The organism is Hydrogenophaga intermedia (assembly GCF_000723405.1).
Classification (GTDB): domain Bacteria; phylum Pseudomonadota; class Gammaproteobacteria; order Burkholderiales; family Burkholderiaceae_C; genus Hydrogenophaga; species Hydrogenophaga intermedia.
Genome location: NZ_CCAE010000002.1, coordinates 232,923 through 250,792, shown reverse-complemented (window position 1 = coordinate 250,792; position 17,870 = coordinate 232,923). Strand labels below are relative to the sequence as shown.

Annotated in this window: 11 protein-coding genes and 1 pseudogene; 2 read left to right on the top strand and 10 right to left on the bottom strand. The window is 68.3% G+C overall.

What is annotated here, in order from left to right; genetic code table 11:
- Positions 1–1,234 precede the first annotated feature (1,234 nt).
- The gene (locus tag BN948_RS02630; protein ID WP_035620202.1) at positions 1,235–1,504 is read left to right on the top strand and encodes a GlsB/YeaQ/YmgE family stress response membrane protein; all 270 of its coding nucleotides are present in this window, start codon (positions 1,235–1,237) and stop codon (positions 1,502–1,504) included.
- Between the two features lie 74 nt (positions 1,505–1,578).
- Positions 1,579–2,913, top strand: a complete 1,335-nt coding sequence (gene nhaA / locus BN948_RS02625; RefSeq protein WP_035620200.1) for a Na+/H+ antiporter NhaA — start codon at positions 1,579–1,581, stop codon at positions 2,911–2,913.
- 4 nt (positions 2,914–2,917) lie between these two features.
- Here the strand turns inward: nhaA and BN948_RS26000 are convergent, their stop codons facing one another.
- The 10 genes and pseudogenes from BN948_RS26000 to BN948_RS25450 form a co-directional block, all read right to left on the bottom strand.
- Positions 2,918–3,805 carry a PAS domain-containing protein gene (locus BN948_RS26000; RefSeq protein ID WP_009516602.1) on the bottom strand — a complete coding sequence of 296 codons (888 nt, stop codon included), beginning with the start codon at positions 3,803–3,805 and terminating at the stop codon, positions 2,918–2,920.
- Positions 3,806–3,929: 124 nt separating this feature from the next.
- On the bottom strand, positions 3,930–4,187 hold the full coding sequence (locus BN948_RS26510; protein WP_138820088.1) for a hypothetical protein: 258 nt from the start codon (positions 4,185–4,187) through the stop codon (positions 3,930–3,932).
- A gap of 186 nt (positions 4,188–4,373) precedes the next feature.
- A complete protein-coding gene (locus BN948_RS02620; RefSeq protein WP_035620342.1) occupies positions 4,374–5,087 on the bottom strand; it encodes a Crp/Fnr family transcriptional regulator in 714 nt (237 codons plus the stop codon).
- A 70-nt stretch (positions 5,088–5,157) separates the two neighbouring features.
- Positions 5,158–5,877, bottom strand: a complete 720-nt coding sequence (locus BN948_RS02615) for a Crp/Fnr family transcriptional regulator (protein WP_138820086.1) — start codon at positions 5,875–5,877, stop codon at positions 5,158–5,160.
- Between the two features lie 186 nt (positions 5,878–6,063).
- A pseudogene (locus BN948_RS26980) lies at positions 6,064–6,174 on the bottom strand (prenyltransferase); the annotation flags it as partial.
- Positions 6,175–6,194: 20 nt separating this feature from the next.
- Complete coding sequence (locus tag BN948_RS02610; protein ID WP_009516598.1) at positions 6,195–6,509, bottom strand: BON domain-containing protein; 315 nt, start codon at positions 6,507–6,509, stop codon at positions 6,195–6,197.
- Positions 6,506–6,931, bottom strand: coding sequence for a PRC-barrel domain-containing protein (locus BN948_RS02605; protein WP_009516597.1), 426 nt, complete (start codon positions 6,929–6,931; stop codon positions 6,506–6,508). The genes BN948_RS02610 and BN948_RS02605 overlap by 4 nt, the downstream gene beginning before the upstream one ends.
- A 129-nt stretch (positions 6,932–7,060) precedes the next feature.
- Complete coding sequence (locus tag BN948_RS02600; protein WP_238327219.1) at positions 7,061–15,331, bottom strand: glycoside hydrolase family 94 protein; 8,271 nt, start codon at positions 15,329–15,331, stop codon at positions 7,061–7,063.
- Positions 15,304–15,546: a hypothetical protein gene (locus tag BN948_RS27130; protein WP_009516595.1), complete on the bottom strand. Its 243-nt coding sequence runs from the start codon at positions 15,544–15,546 to the stop codon at positions 15,304–15,306. Before BN948_RS27130 ends, BN948_RS02600 begins: the two co-directional genes overlap by 28 nt.
- 210 nt (positions 15,547–15,756) lie before the next feature.
- Complete coding sequence (locus BN948_RS25450) at positions 15,757–17,616, bottom strand: ATP-binding protein (RefSeq protein WP_009516594.1); 1,860 nt, start codon at positions 17,614–17,616, stop codon at positions 15,757–15,759.
- Between the last annotated feature and the right edge of the window lie 254 nt (positions 17,617–17,870).

The following is a 17,870-nucleotide window of genomic DNA, read 5'->3' as shown; positions in this document are numbered from 1 at the left end:
GGAGGTTGATTAACGGGCTTGCCAGGCGTCTGCCCCGGTTGGTTGGACATCATATTTGTGCTCCTTGTGAGTGCTAGAAAATCCCCAACCTCGCTGGCAAAGCGCATGCCTAGAGTGAGCGGCGCCATTCGAGATGCTCAATCAGAAGACCGCACATTCATGGGGCCGCAGACTGGGCTCGCTATCGAGGGACGGTCATCTCAGGTTTGCCGGAAAAGCTGATGCGCACTCGCCTTGTGAGGGACGCGTGTCAACGTCGCGGGCAACACCATCGGTGGCGCAGACGAAGGCCGGCGTCCCTAAGGACATCTGGCTGGCCACCGCTACCCTTCGCCGCCTCACGTTAAATCGCCTGAAGAAAGCTCGCCGAGCAAAGGCCGCAACATTTTTGAGGGGAACCGGAAGGGGAACCGAGCGGGAACCGCTGATATGGAAGGCTACGTGCCAATGGCTCGAAGCGCAGACGGCAGACATTGCACCTATTGCGGTGGCGGCCTCGTACCTGCACACGCTGCGACTTTGTTCACAGCCAGGAACTACGACGTTCCTCCGGGGCACCTCATCGAAATTTTTGAGGGGAACCGAGAAGGGAACCAAAGGGGAACCGCAGAAACGACAGACCGCAGTTCGTGTCGAGATCTACAACTCCGGGGCAACTTCGCGAGCAGCTCCCGCATCATTTTTGAGGGGAACCGGGAGGGCACCGAAGAGGAACTCAGCTTCCGATCGACAACGTCGCGCAAACAGCTGCGCACCTTGCTGCAGCTTCACACGGCCGGTCATCTACCCGCTCAGCAGAGCAGCTTCAAAACTTTTGAGGGGAACCGAAAAGGGAACCTAGGGGGAACCGCTGATACGGAAGACCACTTCAATTGAGGCACGAAAATTGCGACGCGCGTATGTGCGTGCGCGCGCGCTTTTTGAAGGCTGCAGAGCAGAAAAAAAAGTGCGCTGGATAGCGAAAAATCCAACTGAGAGTGGTTCGCTGCGTCCTACCTCCACCGCCAGCGAATCTCACGCCCCTGCAATGCAGGGGCTTTTTTGTTGGCGCGGCTGCGTTCGCCAGCGCACAGATCGATCCTCGTGCAATCCGCATACTTGTGTTTGCACCATATGGAACGTCGGAGCCCAGGCGTTCGATTCCGCTGGTAAAGGCGCTGTCCGAACGCATCGAGCACAGCCAGCGTCTCCTGCGGCCCAGCGCTGCCCACTTCTCTTGTCAGGCGCCGTGCGAATGAACTTGGTCACGTGGCTCATCGTTGGCGGAGTCATCGGCTGGCTGGCCAACATGCTCCTGTGGTCCAACGAGCGGCAGGGCCTGATCGTGAACGTCTTCGTCGGCATGGTGGGTGCCATTGCCGGCGGCTGGCTCCTCTCACCGCTGCTGGGCGCGGGGACCCTCAGCCCCGAGCACTTCAGCCTGCCGGCGCTGCTGGTGTCGTTCTTTGGTGCGGCCATCCTGCTGGCCTTCGTTGATCTGTTCCGCCACGATGACGCCCGGTAGCAGTGTGTTGGGAGACGCAGCTCAGGCGCGCACCCCGGGAGTCATCGAAAGCACACATTTCGGTTGGATCCCCCATGTCCGTTCGACTCCCTCGCGTATTCATTGACCGCATCTCGCCCCCGTTTGTCAGGTTCCTGCATATTGAGGCAGCAGGTGGCGCCGTCTTGCTCGTGTTCACCCTCGCAGCGCTCGTGCTGTCGAACTCGCCATGGGCCGACGCCTTCCTCGGCATCTGGGAAACACGGCTTGAGCTGAGGCTGGGCGACATGGCCTTGGGCCGTACGTTGAAGGACTGGATCAACGACGGACTGATGACGCTGTTCTTCTTTCTCGTCGCGCTCGAACTCAAGCGCGAAGCCGTGCTGGGCGAGATGCGCGACCCGCGCATGGCAGCCCTGTCCATCGCCGCGGCATTGGGCGGCATGATGGCGCCCGCTGCCGTCTACCTGGCGCTGCAGTGGGGACAAGCCGGCGCGCACGGCTGGGGCATCGTCATGGCCACCGACACGGCGTTCGTCATTGCCTGCCTGGCCTTGCTGGGCACGCGCATCCCGCACAGTCTGCGGGTGTTCATGCTGTTCCTGGCGATCGTGGATGACATCGGCGCCATCCTGGTGGTCGCCATCGGATACAGCCATGGCATGGATTGGGGCATGCTTGCCCTGGCGGCCCTGTGCATCGCCATCCTGCGCCTGTTGGCCGGTGCCGGTGTGCGCAGCGTTTCGATCTATGTGGTCATGGGGGCGGCCACCTGGTTGGCCATCGATGCAGCCGGACTGCACGCCACCGTCACGGGCGTGATCCTCGGGCTGATGACCCCCGCGACGCGCTGGGTCAGCGACAACCGGCTCTACGCCATTTTGGGACAGGTCATCGCCCACCCGACGGGCAGTCAGGGCAGCGGACGCACAAGCGATCGCAAGACCTTGCTGGCGGCCGAGACGGCCGCCCGAGAATCGCTGTCACCCGTCGAGCGACTGGAGATGGCGTTGCACCCCTGGGTCAGCTTCGGCGTCATGCCGGTGTTCGCGCTCGCGAATGCGGGCCTGGCGCTTTCGTGGACCAACGTGGATCGGCCAGTGGCGGCGGCGGTGTTCTTTGGATTCGCCCTCGGCAAGCCGGCCGGGATTCTTCTGTTTGGCTGGCTGGCCTTGCGCAGCGGCCTGGCGACGCGCCCCGGGGATCTGGGCTGGGGCGCCATGGCCGGCGGTAGCTGCCTGGCCGGCATCGGCTTCACGATGGCGCTATTCATCGCCAATCTCGCGCTGAGCGGGCCTTTGATGGACAGCGCCAAGATCGGCATCTTCCTTGCCTCGCTGTTCTCGGCCGCCGTGGGCCTGGCGCTGCTGAGATGGACGCAGCGACCGCTACCACTGGAAAAACCCTCACAAGCAACGGAATCGATATGACGACTCAGAGCGGAGTCACGCCGCTCCCCCCGGGGGACCCGTGAACGACGCCGTGCGCCCGAGCCGGGGCTGTTGCCCACGTCGTCCCTCCACACCCCCTATCGGCCATGTATGCACTCCCCTCTCTCCTGTCGCGTGCCACCTTGGAAAATCCGACATGAGATCCATCAAAAGAATGGATGGGCGTCAGAACGAAATTCGCCCAAACCACGGATCCATCCTTTCGGAGAAGCCAGCCGCTCTCCTCTATGCACCCATGCAAACGCGCACGTTGCAGTTGCCAACTGGGGAATCCTTCCGTTCGATCTTCCCACCGGAACAGCATTTGATAGTGCTTCGCGATGACTTCCTCGGCGTGGTACCCCGTCAGTAGCTCTGCACCAATGCTCCAGCCAACGATGCATCCAGACGGATCGAGCATGTGAACGGCGCAGTCGCGTGCGCTGCCAAGAAGCCGCAAAGGGAACTTATCGCTGTGATAAAGCGCCTTGTTGCTTGCGCATGAATCAGAGAGATTTCGGATGACCTTTTCACATCCCGCGAGCTTTCCCGTCCCGTCGAACATGGGCCGGGTGAGTTCGCTGGCAAAAAAAAGTGATCCGTCTTCTCGCATGCGCCAGCCCTCCTCTTCATACCTTCCATTCGGCAGAATCAACGTCCGCTCCCGCTGCGACGACCGTCCGTTCGCACTCGTTTCATCGGGATAGAGGAAGGCATACGCCCTGCCAATCACTTCTTGCGCACGATACCCAGTCAGTCTCTCTGCGCCCAAACTCCACGACACGACGATGCAGAGGACATTCAGCGTGACGGTCGCGTGTTCATGTGCTTCGTCACCCAAGCGTGACTCTCCTTCCATGTCCCCGCACATCTGCTCGTTCGAGTTTTTCATGTCATTCTCCAGTCAGCAGTAGAGTCATTTGATCGACTTGAGCGTGACTCGATGGGTTAGGGTCTCTACGGTTGTCTGGCGTGGGGGATGGCCGTCAACGGCTTTTCAGCGCAACGAAGCGAGCTCACATGAATCCATCGCGTATCACACGCTCGATCCAGTGAACAGCGCACGATCGCAGGTCCTCGCTCGACAGTCGCCGACCGAAAACGCCGAGATTGGGCGTGCCGACAATCTGCTCGGCCGCATCCCGGACATTTGCCGACCAGAAAAACGGCGTTACATCGACGCTGTAGCTGAACACCTGACCGTCGCTTGCCCGAACGCATTGCCCACTGACGACGTTCATGGTTTCCGGGAATGAAGAAGCGGAGGCATTCATCGAGTGGCTCAGACCGTGTTCCTCGGGCCTTGACGACTGTCTGCGGACGCTTCGCCGGCGCTACGCGTATTCATGGGCGTTTCTCTCTGGCGGTGAGTGGTGTGGGCGTGGTGCACGGGCTCTTGCAGTGGTTGGTGCATGGTCAGATGTGCGCGCCCCAGGGCCCACGGCGTCACTGTGCGCGGATCAGCCGTTTCTGTTTGTTGGCTGGCGCACATAGGCCTGTGCCAGTTGAATGTCGTTGGCGTAGCAACTGCAGGCCCGTGCCTTGAGTCGAGCCCGATCCAGCACGCTGACATCGCCTCGCCGGTAGCTGATGAGCCCATCGTTTTGCATCCCGCCAGCGGCAAGGGTCACGCTCACACGCCGCACGCCAAGCATGCGGGCCATGCATTCCTGTGTCAGATAGAAGTTCGGGCTTTGCGCACGGTCCTGGCTCATGAGCAGCCAGCGGGCCAGGCGGGAGGCAACGGGGTGGAACCGTTCACACGCCGAGGCCAGAGCCTGCTGGTGCAGGCGCACCAGCACGAGGCCCTGCAGTCGCTGTTGCAGGTCGATGTGGGTCGCGCTGACTTCGCGCAGCGCCTGCGCCTCGATGCGCCAGCCATCACCCGGGTTCAATACCACCGCGCGCCAGGGCGGCCGTGACGTGCCGAGGATGAGCTCGCCGCCGAACACACCCTCGTGGCCGATCAGGCCCACGGCCAGCGCCGGGTGGTCCTTTTCATCGATCACCAGCGCGATGAAGCCCGAGCGCGGGAAGAGGGCATGGCGCAGCGCTTGCCCCTGTTCGACAAGCCTGGTGGACAGGCCGAACGCGAAGGGCTCGCACCGCTCCAGCAAACGCTGTCGCGTCCCGGGCTTGAGTCTTTGAAGGATGTCGTTGTCGGCGGATGGCATGGGGTGCGCCACAGTGTGCGCGGCCAGCGGGCCGGCTTCCGTCTGCCAGCGCACCGATGGTTCGATGGGCTCAGGAGGCGAAGCGGTGCGGCAAGAGGCGGTCGTACTCGCGCTTGACTACCTCGTAGCACTCGCACACGCGCTGCTCCAGGCCCGGGCGGTCGAGCACGGTGATGTGACCGCGCGCGTAGCGGATGAGCTCCAGGCGCTGCAGCTTGAGCGCCGCTTCGGTGACCCCTTCGCGGCGAACGCCCAGCATGTTGGCGATGAGTTCCTGCGTCATCACGAGTTTGTTCGTGTGCAGGCAGTCCAGGCTGAGCAGCAGCCAGCGGCACAGTTGTTGGTCCAGGCTGTGGTGGCGGTTGCACACCGCCGTCTGGGCCATCTGCGTGATCAGGGCCTGCGTGTAGCGCAGCAGCAGGTGCATCACCGGCCCGACGCGGTTGAATTCCTCCTGGATGACCTGCGCACGCAGCTTGTAGCCCTTGCCGGCGCTCTGCACCACCGCGCGGCTGGGCGTAGTGCCGCCACCCATGAAGAGCGCGATGCCCACCACGCCCTCGCGGCCCACCACCGCAATCTCGGCGGAAGCGCCGTTCTCGAGCACGTAGAGCAGGGAGACGATGGCCGAGGTGGGAAAGTACACGTGACTCATGGTCATGCCCGACTCGTAGAGCACGGCCCCCAGCGGGAGGTCGACCAGTTCGAGGCGTGACGCCAGGCGTTCCCATTCGGCGGGCGGCAGGGCCGCCAGCAGGTCGCTGGCCGGGCGCGGGTTCGAGGAGTCCATGGCAACGGGGCAAGGGCGACGGGACAAGGCCCGCTTGGTCGAAACGTTCAGCTTACGCCCGAACGCCCGGGCTGTGTGCGGCATCGAACCCATGGTGCGCCACCTCGAGAGAGGCACGACAGGCTGTGAACGACCTCGCCAGGGTCGATCACCACGCCTGTCGCGGCCCGGGGGCGCGCAGGCGGTTCACTTCTTGGGCTCGACCTGGTTGCCGATGATGCCGCCGATGACGGCGCCACCGACGGTGCCCACGGCGCTGCCGCCGGTGAGCACAGTCCCGCCCACGGCACCGACGCCGACTCGCGGGCCGGCGGCGATCACTTCAGCCGCATGTCGTTCCTGACGTTGCGAACGCCTTCGACGTTCTGGGTGAGCACCACCGCCCTGTTGATGTCGCTCTGGGTGCCGACGAAGCCGCTGAGCTGCACGCTGCCTTTGAATGTCTCGACGTTGATCTCGGCCGATTTCAGACCGGGGTCGTTGAAGATCGCGCTCTTGACCTTGGTGGTGATGGCGGTGTCGTCCAGGTACTGCCCGGTGCTGGATCGCGTGGGGGTGGAACCGCAGGCCGCCAGGCCCGTGAAGGCAGCGGCCACCAGCAGCAGGGCCGCGCAGCGTTGATGGGTTTTCATGATGTGTGTTCCTTGAGCGGCGCGTGCGGCGTCTGCCCGTAGTAGTGGTTGATGTCCTGGGCCCAGGCCTTGTCGGCCATGTCGGGCCAGTGGTCCTTGTCGAAGCCGGGTGCGTTGCCCAGCCGATCCTTCTCGACGTCGAGCACGAAACACTTCTTCACGGTGTCCAGCTTGAGTGCGCTCCAGGGCACGGCGAAGAGCTTGTCACCCATGCCCAGGAAGCCACCGTACGACAGCACGGCATACGCGACCTTGCCGCTGTGCATGTCGAGCATGATTTCCTTGATGTCGCCCAGGTCCTCGCCCCGGCGGTTGCGGACATCGTTGCCATGCAGCGTGTGGGCGCCCATGAGTTGCGGGCCAGGCCCGCCGTCCTTGATTTCGGTGTACATGCCGTAGCTGTCCTGTTCCTGGTAGTTCATGGGGTGTCCTGTGTCTTGCGTTGGGTAGAGCTTCAGGGTACGCGGCAGCTGCGTGGCGGTCTGTGCTTCAGCGCACATAGCCGTGCGCCGGGACCGCTGGCCGCCCCAGATCGGTTCGTTCACATCTTCTCAGTCCAGCCGGATCGAGAAGTGCGAATCGGCCGGCAGATCGCGCCAGCGCAGGCGTTCACCGATGCGCAGCGCCCGGCCTTCGCCTTCGTTCTCGCCACGGTGCAGCAGGAAATGCATGCAGCGCTGTTCGCGGCGCAGCGTGAGGCGCGCCCGCTCCCACGACGTGGGCAGGCAGGGCTCGAACCACAGATCGTCGTGGGTGAGGCACAGGCCGAAGAGCGATTCGATGGCAGCGCGGTGCAGCCAGCCGGCCGCGCCCGTATACCAACTCCAACCGCCACGGCCTGTCCACGGCGCTTCGCTGTACACGTCGGCCGCCACGGCATAGGGCTCCAGGCCGTAGGCCGGGCCCCACACCGGGTGCGCCGCGCGGTGCGCGGGGCTGAGTTCGCAGAAGTCGGCGTACACGCGGTCCTGCGCCTCCCTGCGGTCCGGGCCATCGCTGGCGAGCGCGAGCCGGGCCGAGGCCATCAGCGCCCACACCGCAGCATGCGAGTACTGGCCGCCGTTTTCGCGCACGCCCGGCGGGTACGCCTGGATGTAGCCCGCGCTGGGCATGGCATGCCGCAGTGGCGGCGCGAGCAGGCGCATGAGTCCGGCCGGCGCGTCGTGCAGGTGCTCGCGCGCGGCCTGCATTGCCGCGCGCTGGCGCTCGATGGGGGCCTGCCCCGACAGCACGGCCCAGGCCTGCGCGATGAGGTCGATGCGCGCCTCGGGCATGTGCGCGGCACCCAAGGGGCTGCCGTCGTCGAAGTAGGCGCGACGGTACCAGTCACCGTCCCAGGCGTGGGTCTGCAGCGCCGCGGCCCAACCCTCGCGTGCCCCGGCCCAGCGCTGCGCCCGTTCGCCCTCGCTACGCTCGTGCGCCAGCGCGATCCAGTCCTCGGTGATGGCGCACAGGAACCAGGCCAGCCACACCGATTCGCCGCGCCCTTCGTGACCGACGCGGTTCATGCCGTCGTTCCAGTCGCCCGTGCCCATCAATGGCAGGCCGTGCGCGCCGGTGCGCAAGCTGCGGTCGATGGTGCGCGCGGCGTGTTCGTACACGCTGGCCCGCGCGTCGCTGGTGCGTGGCGTGTCGTAGGCGTCTTCCACGCCAACAGGCAGCTCGGGCGCGTCCAGGAAGGGCACCACCTCGTCCATCACGGTGCGGTCACCCGTGGCGCGCAGGTAGTGCGCGCAGGCGAAGGGCAGCCACAGCAGGTCGTCCGAGAAGTGCGTGCGCACGCCGGCCCCACCGGGCGTGTGCCACCAGTGCTGCACGTCACCCGCCTCGAACTGGCGCGACGCGCAGAGCACGATCTGCTCGCGCGGCAGCGCGGGCGCTGCCCAGGTCAGGGCCATGGTGTCCTGCAACTGATCCCGGAATCCCGTGGCGCCGCCGGCCTGGTAGAAGCCGGCCTTGGCCCACAGGCGCGAGGACACGGTCTGGTAGAGCAACCAGCGATTGACCATGGCGTCGAACAGAGGGTCGGGCGTGTGCACTTCTGTGGCGCCGAGCAATTCGTCCCAGCGGGCGCGCACCTCGCGTTCACGAGCCAGCGGATCGACGGTGCCGGCCTCGCGCAGCAGCTTGCGCGCCGCGTCGACGTTGTCGGCGTGGCCGATCAGGTAGGTCTGCTGCAGCATCGCACCCGGGCGCAGTGTGAGCAGCCGCGCGTGCGCGGCGCAGGCGTCAACCCCACCGCCCTCGGCCTGACCCAGGTGTCGCGGCAGTGCGATGCGCCCGGCGCGGTCGAAGAAGGCGCGGCGATCGCAGGTCCAGTCGGGGCCTTCGCCGTGCTCAAGGCCGGGATGCACGGCGTGGGGCACCTCGGCCAGGAAAGCGGTGGCGCTCCCGGGCGACGCATCCTGCGCAGGGTCCACCCGCGTCTGCGTGCAGAACAGTCCCAACAGCGGCGCGGCGGGCCCCGCGCCGTACTCGGCCCGTGTGTGCAGGGTGGCCCGGTCCGCGCGCTTGTCGCCCAGCAGCCACTCCACCATGGCCAGCAGCCGCAGGTGGCGCTTGCGCGGCCCCTGGTTGCGCACGGTGATGCGCACCTGCTTGATGGCGGAGTCGGCGTCCACGCACCAGTGCACCGCCACGTGCAACCCGTTCACCTGGTGCTCGATGGTGCTCAGGCCCTGTGTGTGCGTGACCTCGTAGTGCGCGTCTTCGTGGCCCCAGGCCGAGGGCGCCAGGCTCCACGCCTCGTGGCTTTGCCGGTCCTGCAGCCAGAACCATTCGGACGGCGGATCGGCCACGGGGTCGTTGGCCCAGGGCGTCAGTTGGTGCAGGCGGCTGTTGCCGGCCCAGGTGTTGCCGCCGCCGCTGTCGGACAGCAGCGCGCCGAAGCCAGGGTTGGCGAGCACGTTGATCCAGGGGCGAGGCGTTTGCTGCTCATGGCCCAAGCCGATGCGAAAGGCGCTGCCGCGGGCGTCGAAGCCACCGCGCGCCACCTCGGCCGCACGCGGCAGCGAGCGCACCGGCACCGCGGCCGGCTCGCTGTCTTCCTCGCGCCAGCCCGTGGTGGGCGCGGGTTCGTGCGCGAGGTACCAGTCGCGCAACTGGTGCAGCAAGGGCTGCCCATCGCCGCGCAGGCTCACCCGGGCCAGCGCACGCAGCGTGGCCAACTGCACGGGCGACAATTCGTCGACCCGCCAGCAATGCAGGCCCGTGCCCTGCGCCCCTTCCGCGAGACCAGGCGCAGACCGGTGCTGCTCGCGCAATTGCTCCAGCTCGCGCTGCAGCGGCATGTCGTAGGAGTGGGCTTCCAGGCTCAGCACCACCAGGTCGCAGGCCACGCTGGCGCGCGACCACTGGCGCAGCATCAGCGCGAGCAGGCGCAGCAGTCCCAGGCCCTGCTGCGTGCTGGCGTCCACCAACAGCAGCGGCCGGTCACCCGACAGCCCGAGCGGCCAGAGCGAGCGCCGATCGACCGCCACCGCGCCGGCCAGGGACGCGTGCACGGCCGGCAGCGTGAGCACCAGCGCCGTGGTGAGCGCCTGCAGCGCGGGCAAGTAGTCGGTGTGGGGCCGGTTCGGCGCCGCGGGGATAGCCACCAGCGTGGCGGACATCGCCGAGGCGCGTTCCACGTAGCCGGGCTCGCGGTATTTGTCGATGACCGCGCGCAGCGCGTCCGGCGAGTCGCTGGCAGCGGTGGCGAACACCACACTGGCGTGTCCGCCGGGTGGCAGGCGCAGCGTGAGCCCGATCGCGGCCACCGGGTCCAGCCCGGTGTCGAGCGCGCAGTCCGACGCGGGCGCAGGCATCAGGCGCGCCAACGGGTGGCTGGTCGGATGCATCCGACCGCGCCAGTGCAGGCGGTTCGTCTGGCAACGCACCTGCAGCAGCTCGCCGGTGGCGCTGGCCACGAAGTGCGCGGCCAGCAGGCGCTGCTCGTGCCCCAGGCGCGGCGTGCGCTCGAAGCGCAGGGCCTGCTGCGCCGCCAGCCAGTCGGCGCGCACGAACAGTTGCGAGAACGCGGGGTGGGCCTCGTCGGCGGCGGGATCGGCCAGCGTGACGTCCAGCGCCGACAGCAGCTCGACCTCCATCACCTCGTCGCTCAGGTTGGACAGCACCACCTTGCGCAGCTCGATGTCGTCCTCGGGGCTCACCCATACCGTGACGTGCGCGTGCAGCGCGGTCCATTCGGCGGTGAAGCACACGCGGTCGGCGTGGAACTCGCAACCGTAGCGCGCGGCCGCGTCGGGCGCAGGGTGACTGGTGAGGGACACCGGTACGGCACTGGCCGGCGCGCGCAGGTACAGAAAACTGCCGTGCTCGTCGCGCAGAGCGTCGTCGCGCCAGCGGGAAAGGCCGGCCGCGCCCCAACGACTCCAGCCGGCGCCGTTGGGGCGCAGGGTGACGGCGTAGCGGCCGTTGCCCAGCAGGTGCGTGGGCTCCAGGGCCTGCGCGCCCGGTGTGATGGCGCGGCTGGGCGTGGCGCCGCGCGGCTCACGCACCGACGGCGCCGGTGGCGGGGGCCGGGCGGTGCGCATCTCGCGCGGCGCCTGTTCGTGCAGCAATGCCGACAGGGCTTGCAGGCGGGGCTCGGCCATGCCCCAGCGCTGCGCCACGCCGCCCAGAAGCACGTTGGCCAGCGCCACCACGCTCATGCCCTGGTGGTGCGCCATGAAGGTGCCCACCAGGGTGAAGGCGCTGCCATGTACCTGGCGTGAGGGCGTGTGGTCCACCGCCTCCATGAAGCCGTAGGGGCCGCGCGCACCCAGTTCGGCCAAGGCGCGCAGGTTGCGGCAGGCCGCGGCGGCGTCGACCTGTGCCGCCAGCACACTGGCGTAGGGCGCCACCACGCATTCGGTGTCGGGCGTGCGGCGCAAGGCCAGGCGCGGCACGCCCTGCGGCGCGTACTGGTAGGCCAGGGTGGGGTCGCGCGCGGCGTGCGCGCATTCCGACATGCCCCAGGCCACGCCCAGGCCGCGCGCGAAAGCGCGCTGCTCGCGCAGCGCCGAGCCGGCGGCCTCGTGCAGCGCGCTGCCGTGCGGCGGCTCGCTCACCAGCAGGGGCATCAGGTACTCGAACATCGAGCCCGACCAGGACTGCAGCACCGCGTGGCGCCCGGCCGCGAAGTACGGGCGACCCAGCGCCGTCCAGTGGCGCGCCGGCACGTCGCCCTTGGCGATGGCCAGCAGGCTGGTGGTGCGCGCCTCGGAGGCCAGCAGGTCGTACAGCGAGGGGTCCAGGGTGTCGTCGTCGACGCGGTAGCCGATGTGCAGCAGGCGCCGCCGGGGGTTGTAGAGGAAGCCGAAGTCGGCCGCCCAGGCCAGCGCGCGGCAGTCGTCCGCCACGGCGCGCAGGCGTCGGTGCGCGTCCGCCAGCGCCTGCGGGTTCGCGGCGTCGTCGAGCGGGTCGTCGACCCGTTCGAGACAGGCCTGGGCCACCGCGAGCAGGTGCGCGCTCAGGTTGCCGCTGTCCACGGTGGACACGTAGCGCGGCAACAGCGGCTGCAGCGTCTCGGTGTCGTACCAGTTCAGGAAGTGGCCACGGTGGCGCTCCATGCGGTGCAGCGTGGCCAGCGTCGCTTCCAGGCGGTCGAGCAATTCGCGCGTGTCGATCCAGCCGAAGGAGCGGGCGCAGGCCGCGCTCAGAAGGTAGAGGCCGATGTTGGTGGGTGAGGTGCGGTGGGCTACCACCTCCAGCGGCAGCACCTGCAGGTTGTCGGGCGGGAGGTGGTGGTTGCGCGCGTCCACGCAGCGCTCGAACAGGCCCCAGGTGTCTCGCGCCAGCCCGTGCAGGAACCGCCGGTCTTCCAGCGACAGCGCCGGGCGCAGCGCCCAGGGACGGTGTGCCAGCCACAGCACCAGCGGCCCGGCCGCCCACAGGCCCAACACGGCCAGCGCCAGCGCGCCCGGCGCCACTGGCGAGGCCGACCACAAGGCCGCACCGATCGCCAGCGCCCCCGCGGGCTCGGCGCGGTGCCGCCACAGGGTGCCGGGCCAGTCGGTGCGCAGGCCCGCCTGCTGCGACGCGCTGGTGGACCATTCGAGCAGGTGCCGTCGGCTCACCGTGAGGCGCCACAGCGTGCGGCCCACCGCGTCGAGCGCGCTCAGCGATTGCGCCAGCAACTGCGACAGCGACCACAGGCCCCCCAGCAGCGCGCGCCCCAGGCCCTGCGCCGCCAACGTGAGAAAGCGCGTGTTGACCCGGTCCCAGCGGTGGGGCACCACGGCGGCCAGCGCCGCCATGGCCGGGCCCACGCCATGCGCCGCCAGCACCAGGCTCAGCGCGGCGGGCAGGGACAGGCCATGCCCGGCCATCGCCAGCACCACCAGGCCCAGCGAGGCCGGGGCCACCAGCGAGCGGCGCAGGTTGTCGGCCAGCTTCCAGCGGTTGATGCCGGCCATGGGCCAAGCGCGCGGCGACAGCAGGAACGGCAGCAATTGCCAGTCGCCGCGCACCCAGCGGTGCAGCCGTGCGGTGGCGGCGTCGGCGTGGGCCGCATCGGGCTCCAGCAGCACGATGTCGCTCACCACGGTGCAGCGCACCAGCGCGCCTTCCAGCAGGTCGTGGCTCAGCACCGACTCGGCCGGCAGGCGTTCGCCCAGCACCGCGTGCACGGTGGCCACGTGCAGCAGGCCCTTGCCGGTGAAACTGCCCTCGCCCCACAAGTCCTGGTACAGGTCCGAGGCCATGGCGCTGTAGGGGTCCAGCCCCTGTCGCGCCTGCCCCAGCCATTGCCAAGCGCAGCCGTGTGGGCCGGTGGGCAATGGCGCCACCAGGCGCGGTTGCACGATGCCGTAGCCGCGGCTCACCCGCCGGCCGGTGCCATCAAGCCGGGGGTGGTTGGCCGGGTGTTCGGCCACGCCCACCAGCGCGCGCAGGCGCCCGGGCGGCAATTGCGCGTCGCTGTCGAGCGTGAGCAGGTAGCGCGTGCCTGCCGCGGTGTGCGACAGCTCGCCCAGCGGCAGGAAGGGCCCCGGCTCGCCCGTGGCCAGCCGTGCCACCAGCGCCTCGAGCTTGCCGCGCTTGCGCTCGCGCCCGATCCAGCGCCGCTCGGTCTCGCTCCAGCAGCGGGCGCGGTGCAGCAGCAGAAAGCGCGGCGGCGCGCCCCGGGCCACCGGGTGTTCCTGGTTGAGGGCGTCCACGCAGGCGCGCGCGTGCCGCAGCAAGGCGTCGTCGTCGGGGGCCGTTTCGGTGTCGGCGTCGCTCCAGTCGCTCAGCAGCGCGAACTGGGCGAAGGGTTCGGGGTTGGCCAGGTGGTGCAGGCGCAGGCGGTGCACCAGCGCGGCGGTGGTGGCCTCGTCGCTGAGCAGCGCAGGAACGGCCACCAGCACGCGCGCGGGCGCGGGGATGCCATCGGCCAACCCCAGGCGCGGCACGTGGGCCGGCTTGAGCGACTCTCCCACCAACCGGTTCACCACCGCATGCACCACCTCGGATGCGGGCCAGAGCATGAGCGCCACAGCCAGTGCGACCCATGCCAGGTGCTCCGCCAGCCCCCAGCGATGCACCAGCGCGGCGATCAGGGCCAGGGTGCCCACGGCGATGACGCCCAGGTACACCCGCGTGGTGGACGGACGCGGCCAGCGCCGCCAGCGCGCGCGCAGCCCGCCGGACAGGCCCAGGCGCGCGCGCAGGGCGTCCTGGCCATCGCCCTGCAACCAATGCGCCGCCAGGCACCGCGGGTCGTCGGCCTCGCCGGGGGCGTGGTGCATCGCCTGCAACAACGCGTGGGCCACCACCGATTCGGCCCGCCCGCTCAGCGACGCCAGGCGCTCGATGCCGTGCAGCGTGGTGGAGCGCGTCTCGTCGTCCTCGGCCGCGAACACGGGCGAGGCCATCATCACCGCCACCACCCGGCTGCAGCGCGACACGACATCGCTCCAGTCGGCCGCGCCGATGAGCCGCAGGGCCGACACCGCGTTGCCCACGCTCAGCAGGTCGGCGGCCTGCTCGGCGTGCTGTTGCACCTGCAGCCGGGGCAGATCGGGCAGGCTGACCGCCAGCCACTCTCGCGCCTCGGCGGCACGTGGCTGTTTCGCCAGCGGGCGCGCGACCAGGCCTTGCATCAGGTGCATGCGAAACACCGGGCCCGCGCCGAGCCGGTCCATGTGCGCCACCAGCGCCTGCAACTCGTTCAAGGGCAGGCGCGGCAGGCGCGCCATGCACAGCGTGGCCAGCTCGTGCGCGGCCTTGTTCGTCACGATGCGGTCGGCCAGCCGGCGCAGGTTCTCCAGCAGCACCACCCGCAAGGTGGTGGGCAGGGCCCACAGCTCGCCCTGGCCCAGCTCGCGCACGTCCTGATAGCCCTGCAGAAAGGTCAGCAGCAGGCCCTCGTCGAAGGCGCTGTCGGTGTGCACCACGAAGGACCAGGCCACGCCGTACACGCGTGGCAGCCCGGTCAGCGGCGCATCGCGCAGCACCGGCAGCGATCGGTAGAAGCGCGCCGGCAGACCCTGGCGGATGGCCTCCATCTGAGATTCGATCAGGTGGAAGTTGTCGAGCATCCAGGTGGCCACCGGGCCCGGATCCTGATGCTCATGCGCGTGGCGTGAGAGCTCGCCGTGCGCGGCGCGCAGTGCGCGGACGTTGCTTTGCAGGCGCGTGTGAAAGGTGCCGTGCCCCTTGCCGGGCCGTTGGGCGCGATGCGCCCGGCCCAGCAGGCCGCCGAACTCGCGCAGGCGCTCGGGCCCGAAGATTTCCAGGCGCAAGGGCTCCAGCGCGGGCCCGGCGTCGGTTTGCAGCAGGCGCGCCAACTCGGCCGGGATCCAGGGCCAGCGCCGCCGCAGGCGCCCGCCGATCAGGTGACCACCCACCAAAGGGCGCACACCAGGGCGATCAGGGCGGCCGCCGTGACCGTGCGGGCGGCCACCACGCCTTGCAGCAGGCCGACGCCGCGACGCAGCACCTGCGCCGGGCCGTGCATCGCCGAGCATTGTTGATAGTGATCGCCCAGGTCGCCGAGCTCCATCGGCAGCGAGTCGCAGGGCACGTGGGGTGTCGCGGTGGTCCAGGTGGGCAGGCGCGTGGATGAAGGCGGCATGGCGGTGTCCAGTGAAAGGGCTTGCCACCTTGTACCAACGGGGTCCGGCGCGGTCTGTGCGCTAGCGAACGCTGCGGCAGGCCAAGGCCCGCGCCAGTCCGCCAGCTTCCTGATCAACCCCTTCGGCTGCGCCATCGCCTGCAAGGAAGACGGCCTGCGCCACGACAACTTCTACAGCGCCATGCTGTTCGGCGACGTCGGCTATCGCGACTACGACGACGTCACCACCCACCTCGACGAGCCACCGGCGCCACCCGTGCCACCGCCGTCCGGCTGTGCCTTGGCCACCGGAAGGTACAGCCTGAAGCAGGCGCCCGACCCGCTCTTGCTGACCACTTCAATCGCTCCGCGATGCCCGGTCATGACGCTCTGCACGATGGGCAGCCCCAGCCCCGTTCCCTTGTCGGCCGCCTTGGTCGTGAAGAAGGGTTCGAAGATCCGGTTCAGGTGCTCGGGGGCGATGCCGGGTCCTTCGTCCTGGACCGACAGCACCAGGTACCGGCCGGCAGGCAAGCGGGCCACCGCCTCTGGGGCAACGCCACGGTCCGCCGGGGGCAAGTCCTGCTCCGCCAACGTGATCGATACCGTTCCCTGCCCGCTCATCGCGTCGCATGCGTTGATGACGAGGTTGACGATGACCTGCTTCATCTGCGTGGGGTCCGCAACGACCCAATCGCGCTCGGCGAGCAGGTTCACTTTCAGGACGCACCGCTTCATCAGGCCGAGCGACACCAGTGCGCTCGTCTCTTCGACCAACGCCCCCAGTCGCAGGTGGTCCATGTGCGGAGGAGACTGCCGGCTGAAGGACAGCAGTTGCTTCACCAGTCCGTCGGCGTATCGAACGGACCTTAGCGCCTCCCGCAGGCAAGAGGTGCTCGGGTGGTGCGACTCCAGATCTTCGCAGGCCAACTGGATACAGCCCGAGATGGCCACGATGGCGTTGTTGAAGTCGTGCGCAATGCCACTGGTGAAACGCCCCATCGCCTCGGTCTTCTGGCTCTGCATCAACTGGTGATTCAGCGCCTCCTGCCGGGCGTGCGCCTGCCGTTGTTGCTCGGCGTCTTCGCGGGTTTTGGCCAGCAGGCGATTGATGCCCTGGGCCAGGTCGGCCAATTCGTCCTTGCCGCTGACCGAGAGCCGACCCTCGACCCCGAGGCCTTGCGCGGCAATCTCCCCCAGTTCCCGGTGGACCCGCTGCAGCCGCCTCAGCACCAGCCGATCCAGCAGGACGACCAGCAGAACGCCGATCACCAAGCCGGCCACGGCCACCTGAAAGGCCGCGGCAAACGCCAGCGAGTGGCCTTCCCGATGCAGGTCCCGCTTCAATTCGAGCACCAGCTCGGCCACGGGCTGGCCATCGCCGTTGAGGATCAGCGCAGCCGACTCGAGAACGCCCGGGTCGTCACGTTCGGCGACAGGCCGAGCCACCTCCTGCGCGCTGGGAAACTTGAGCCGCACCGGGTGCATGAGGATGTCGCTGAACTGCGTCAGCTCCTTTTCGTCGAACCGGCGAACGGCCGCCAGCGCACCCTTGGGCGCGGACGCAGGCTCGAACTGGCTGCGCACTGCCGCGATGGCCACGAGATAAAGATCGCTCCCCACACGGTGATAGGTGCGCACGACCGTCTTGCTGCTCGCATCGGACAACACCGGTACCGCCAGGCTGCGAAGCGTCTGCGACATGCCTGGCGACATCGGGCGCAGGGCCGGTTCTGGCGTCAGTTCCGCGCTGGCCACGGGACGGCCCACCGGATCGAGCACCAGCACCTGTGAGAGGCCCAGGTACTTCATGTTGTCGGTGCCGAAGTTTTCGGTGAAGTGGTCGGCGCGCTTGCCCTTCACGAAGTCCGCGGTGTCGTTCCAGTACGCATAGTCCATGACCGTCGCGCTCAGACCGTCGAGCTGCTGGGCCAGCAACCGGCGGGCCCGCTCGCTTTCGACACGCGATTGCCTGGCCTCCAGTTCGGTGAAGGAGGAAAGGATCGCGTGCTGGGAGACCCACACCGAGGACAGGGTCAGCAGGCAGATGGTCAGGCCTACCATCACCCACGCTTTTTTCTGGAGCTTCATGGGGCGGGAATGTTAGGTAGCGCGGGGCCGCGTGCGGGCCGGCGAACACGCCATCGCGTGCGGTTTGTGGCCCCACGGAGCGATGAGTTGTAACGGCAACACAGGGCCGCGCAACCGTGTCAAGGTCTCACCGCATCGCCCATCCAGTTCTCCCCTCAGGCCGGCCTCGCAGGCGCCGCCCCATGTGCACGCCTCGGGCACCACACGGGTTCTTGACCCTCGTCAAAGTGCGCCGGGTCCTGTCGATTGAAGAT

What these genes read in the sequence shown, in the direction of transcription:
- nhaA (WP_035620200.1), top strand. Translation starts at nt 1,579, where the DNA reads ATGTCCGTTCGACTCCCTCGCGTATTCATTGACCGCATCTCGCCCCCG.
- BN948_RS02610 (WP_009516598.1), bottom strand. Translation starts at nt 6,509, where the DNA reads ATGAAAACCCATCAACGCTGCGCGGCCCTGCTGCTGGTGGCCGCTGCC.
- BN948_RS27130 (WP_009516595.1), bottom strand. Translation starts at nt 15,546, where the DNA reads ATGCCGCCTTCATCCACGCGCCTGCCCACCTGGACCACCGCGACACCC.
- BN948_RS02605 (WP_009516597.1), bottom strand. Translation starts at nt 6,931, where the DNA reads ATGAACTACCAGGAACAGGACAGCTACGGCATGTACACCGAAATCAAG.
- BN948_RS02620 (WP_035620342.1), bottom strand. Translation starts at nt 5,087, where the DNA reads ATGCCATCCGCCGACAACGACATCCTTCAAAGACTCAAGCCCGGGACG.
- BN948_RS25450 (WP_009516594.1), bottom strand. Translation starts at nt 17,616, where the DNA reads ATGAAGCTCCAGAAAAAAGCGTGGGTGATGGTAGGCCTGACCATCTGC.
- BN948_RS02630 (WP_035620202.1), top strand. Translation starts at nt 1,235, where the DNA reads ATGAACTTGGTCACGTGGCTCATCGTTGGCGGAGTCATCGGCTGGCTG.
- BN948_RS26510 (WP_138820088.1), bottom strand. Translation starts at nt 4,187, where the DNA reads ATGAATGCCTCCGCTTCTTCATTCCCGGAAACCATGAACGTCGTCAGT.
- BN948_RS02615 (WP_138820086.1), bottom strand. Translation starts at nt 5,877, where the DNA reads ATGGACTCCTCGAACCCGCGCCCGGCCAGCGACCTGCTGGCGGCCCTG.
- BN948_RS26000 (WP_009516602.1), bottom strand. Translation starts at nt 3,805, where the DNA reads ATGAAAAACTCGAACGAGCAGATGTGCGGGGACATGGAAGGAGAGTCA.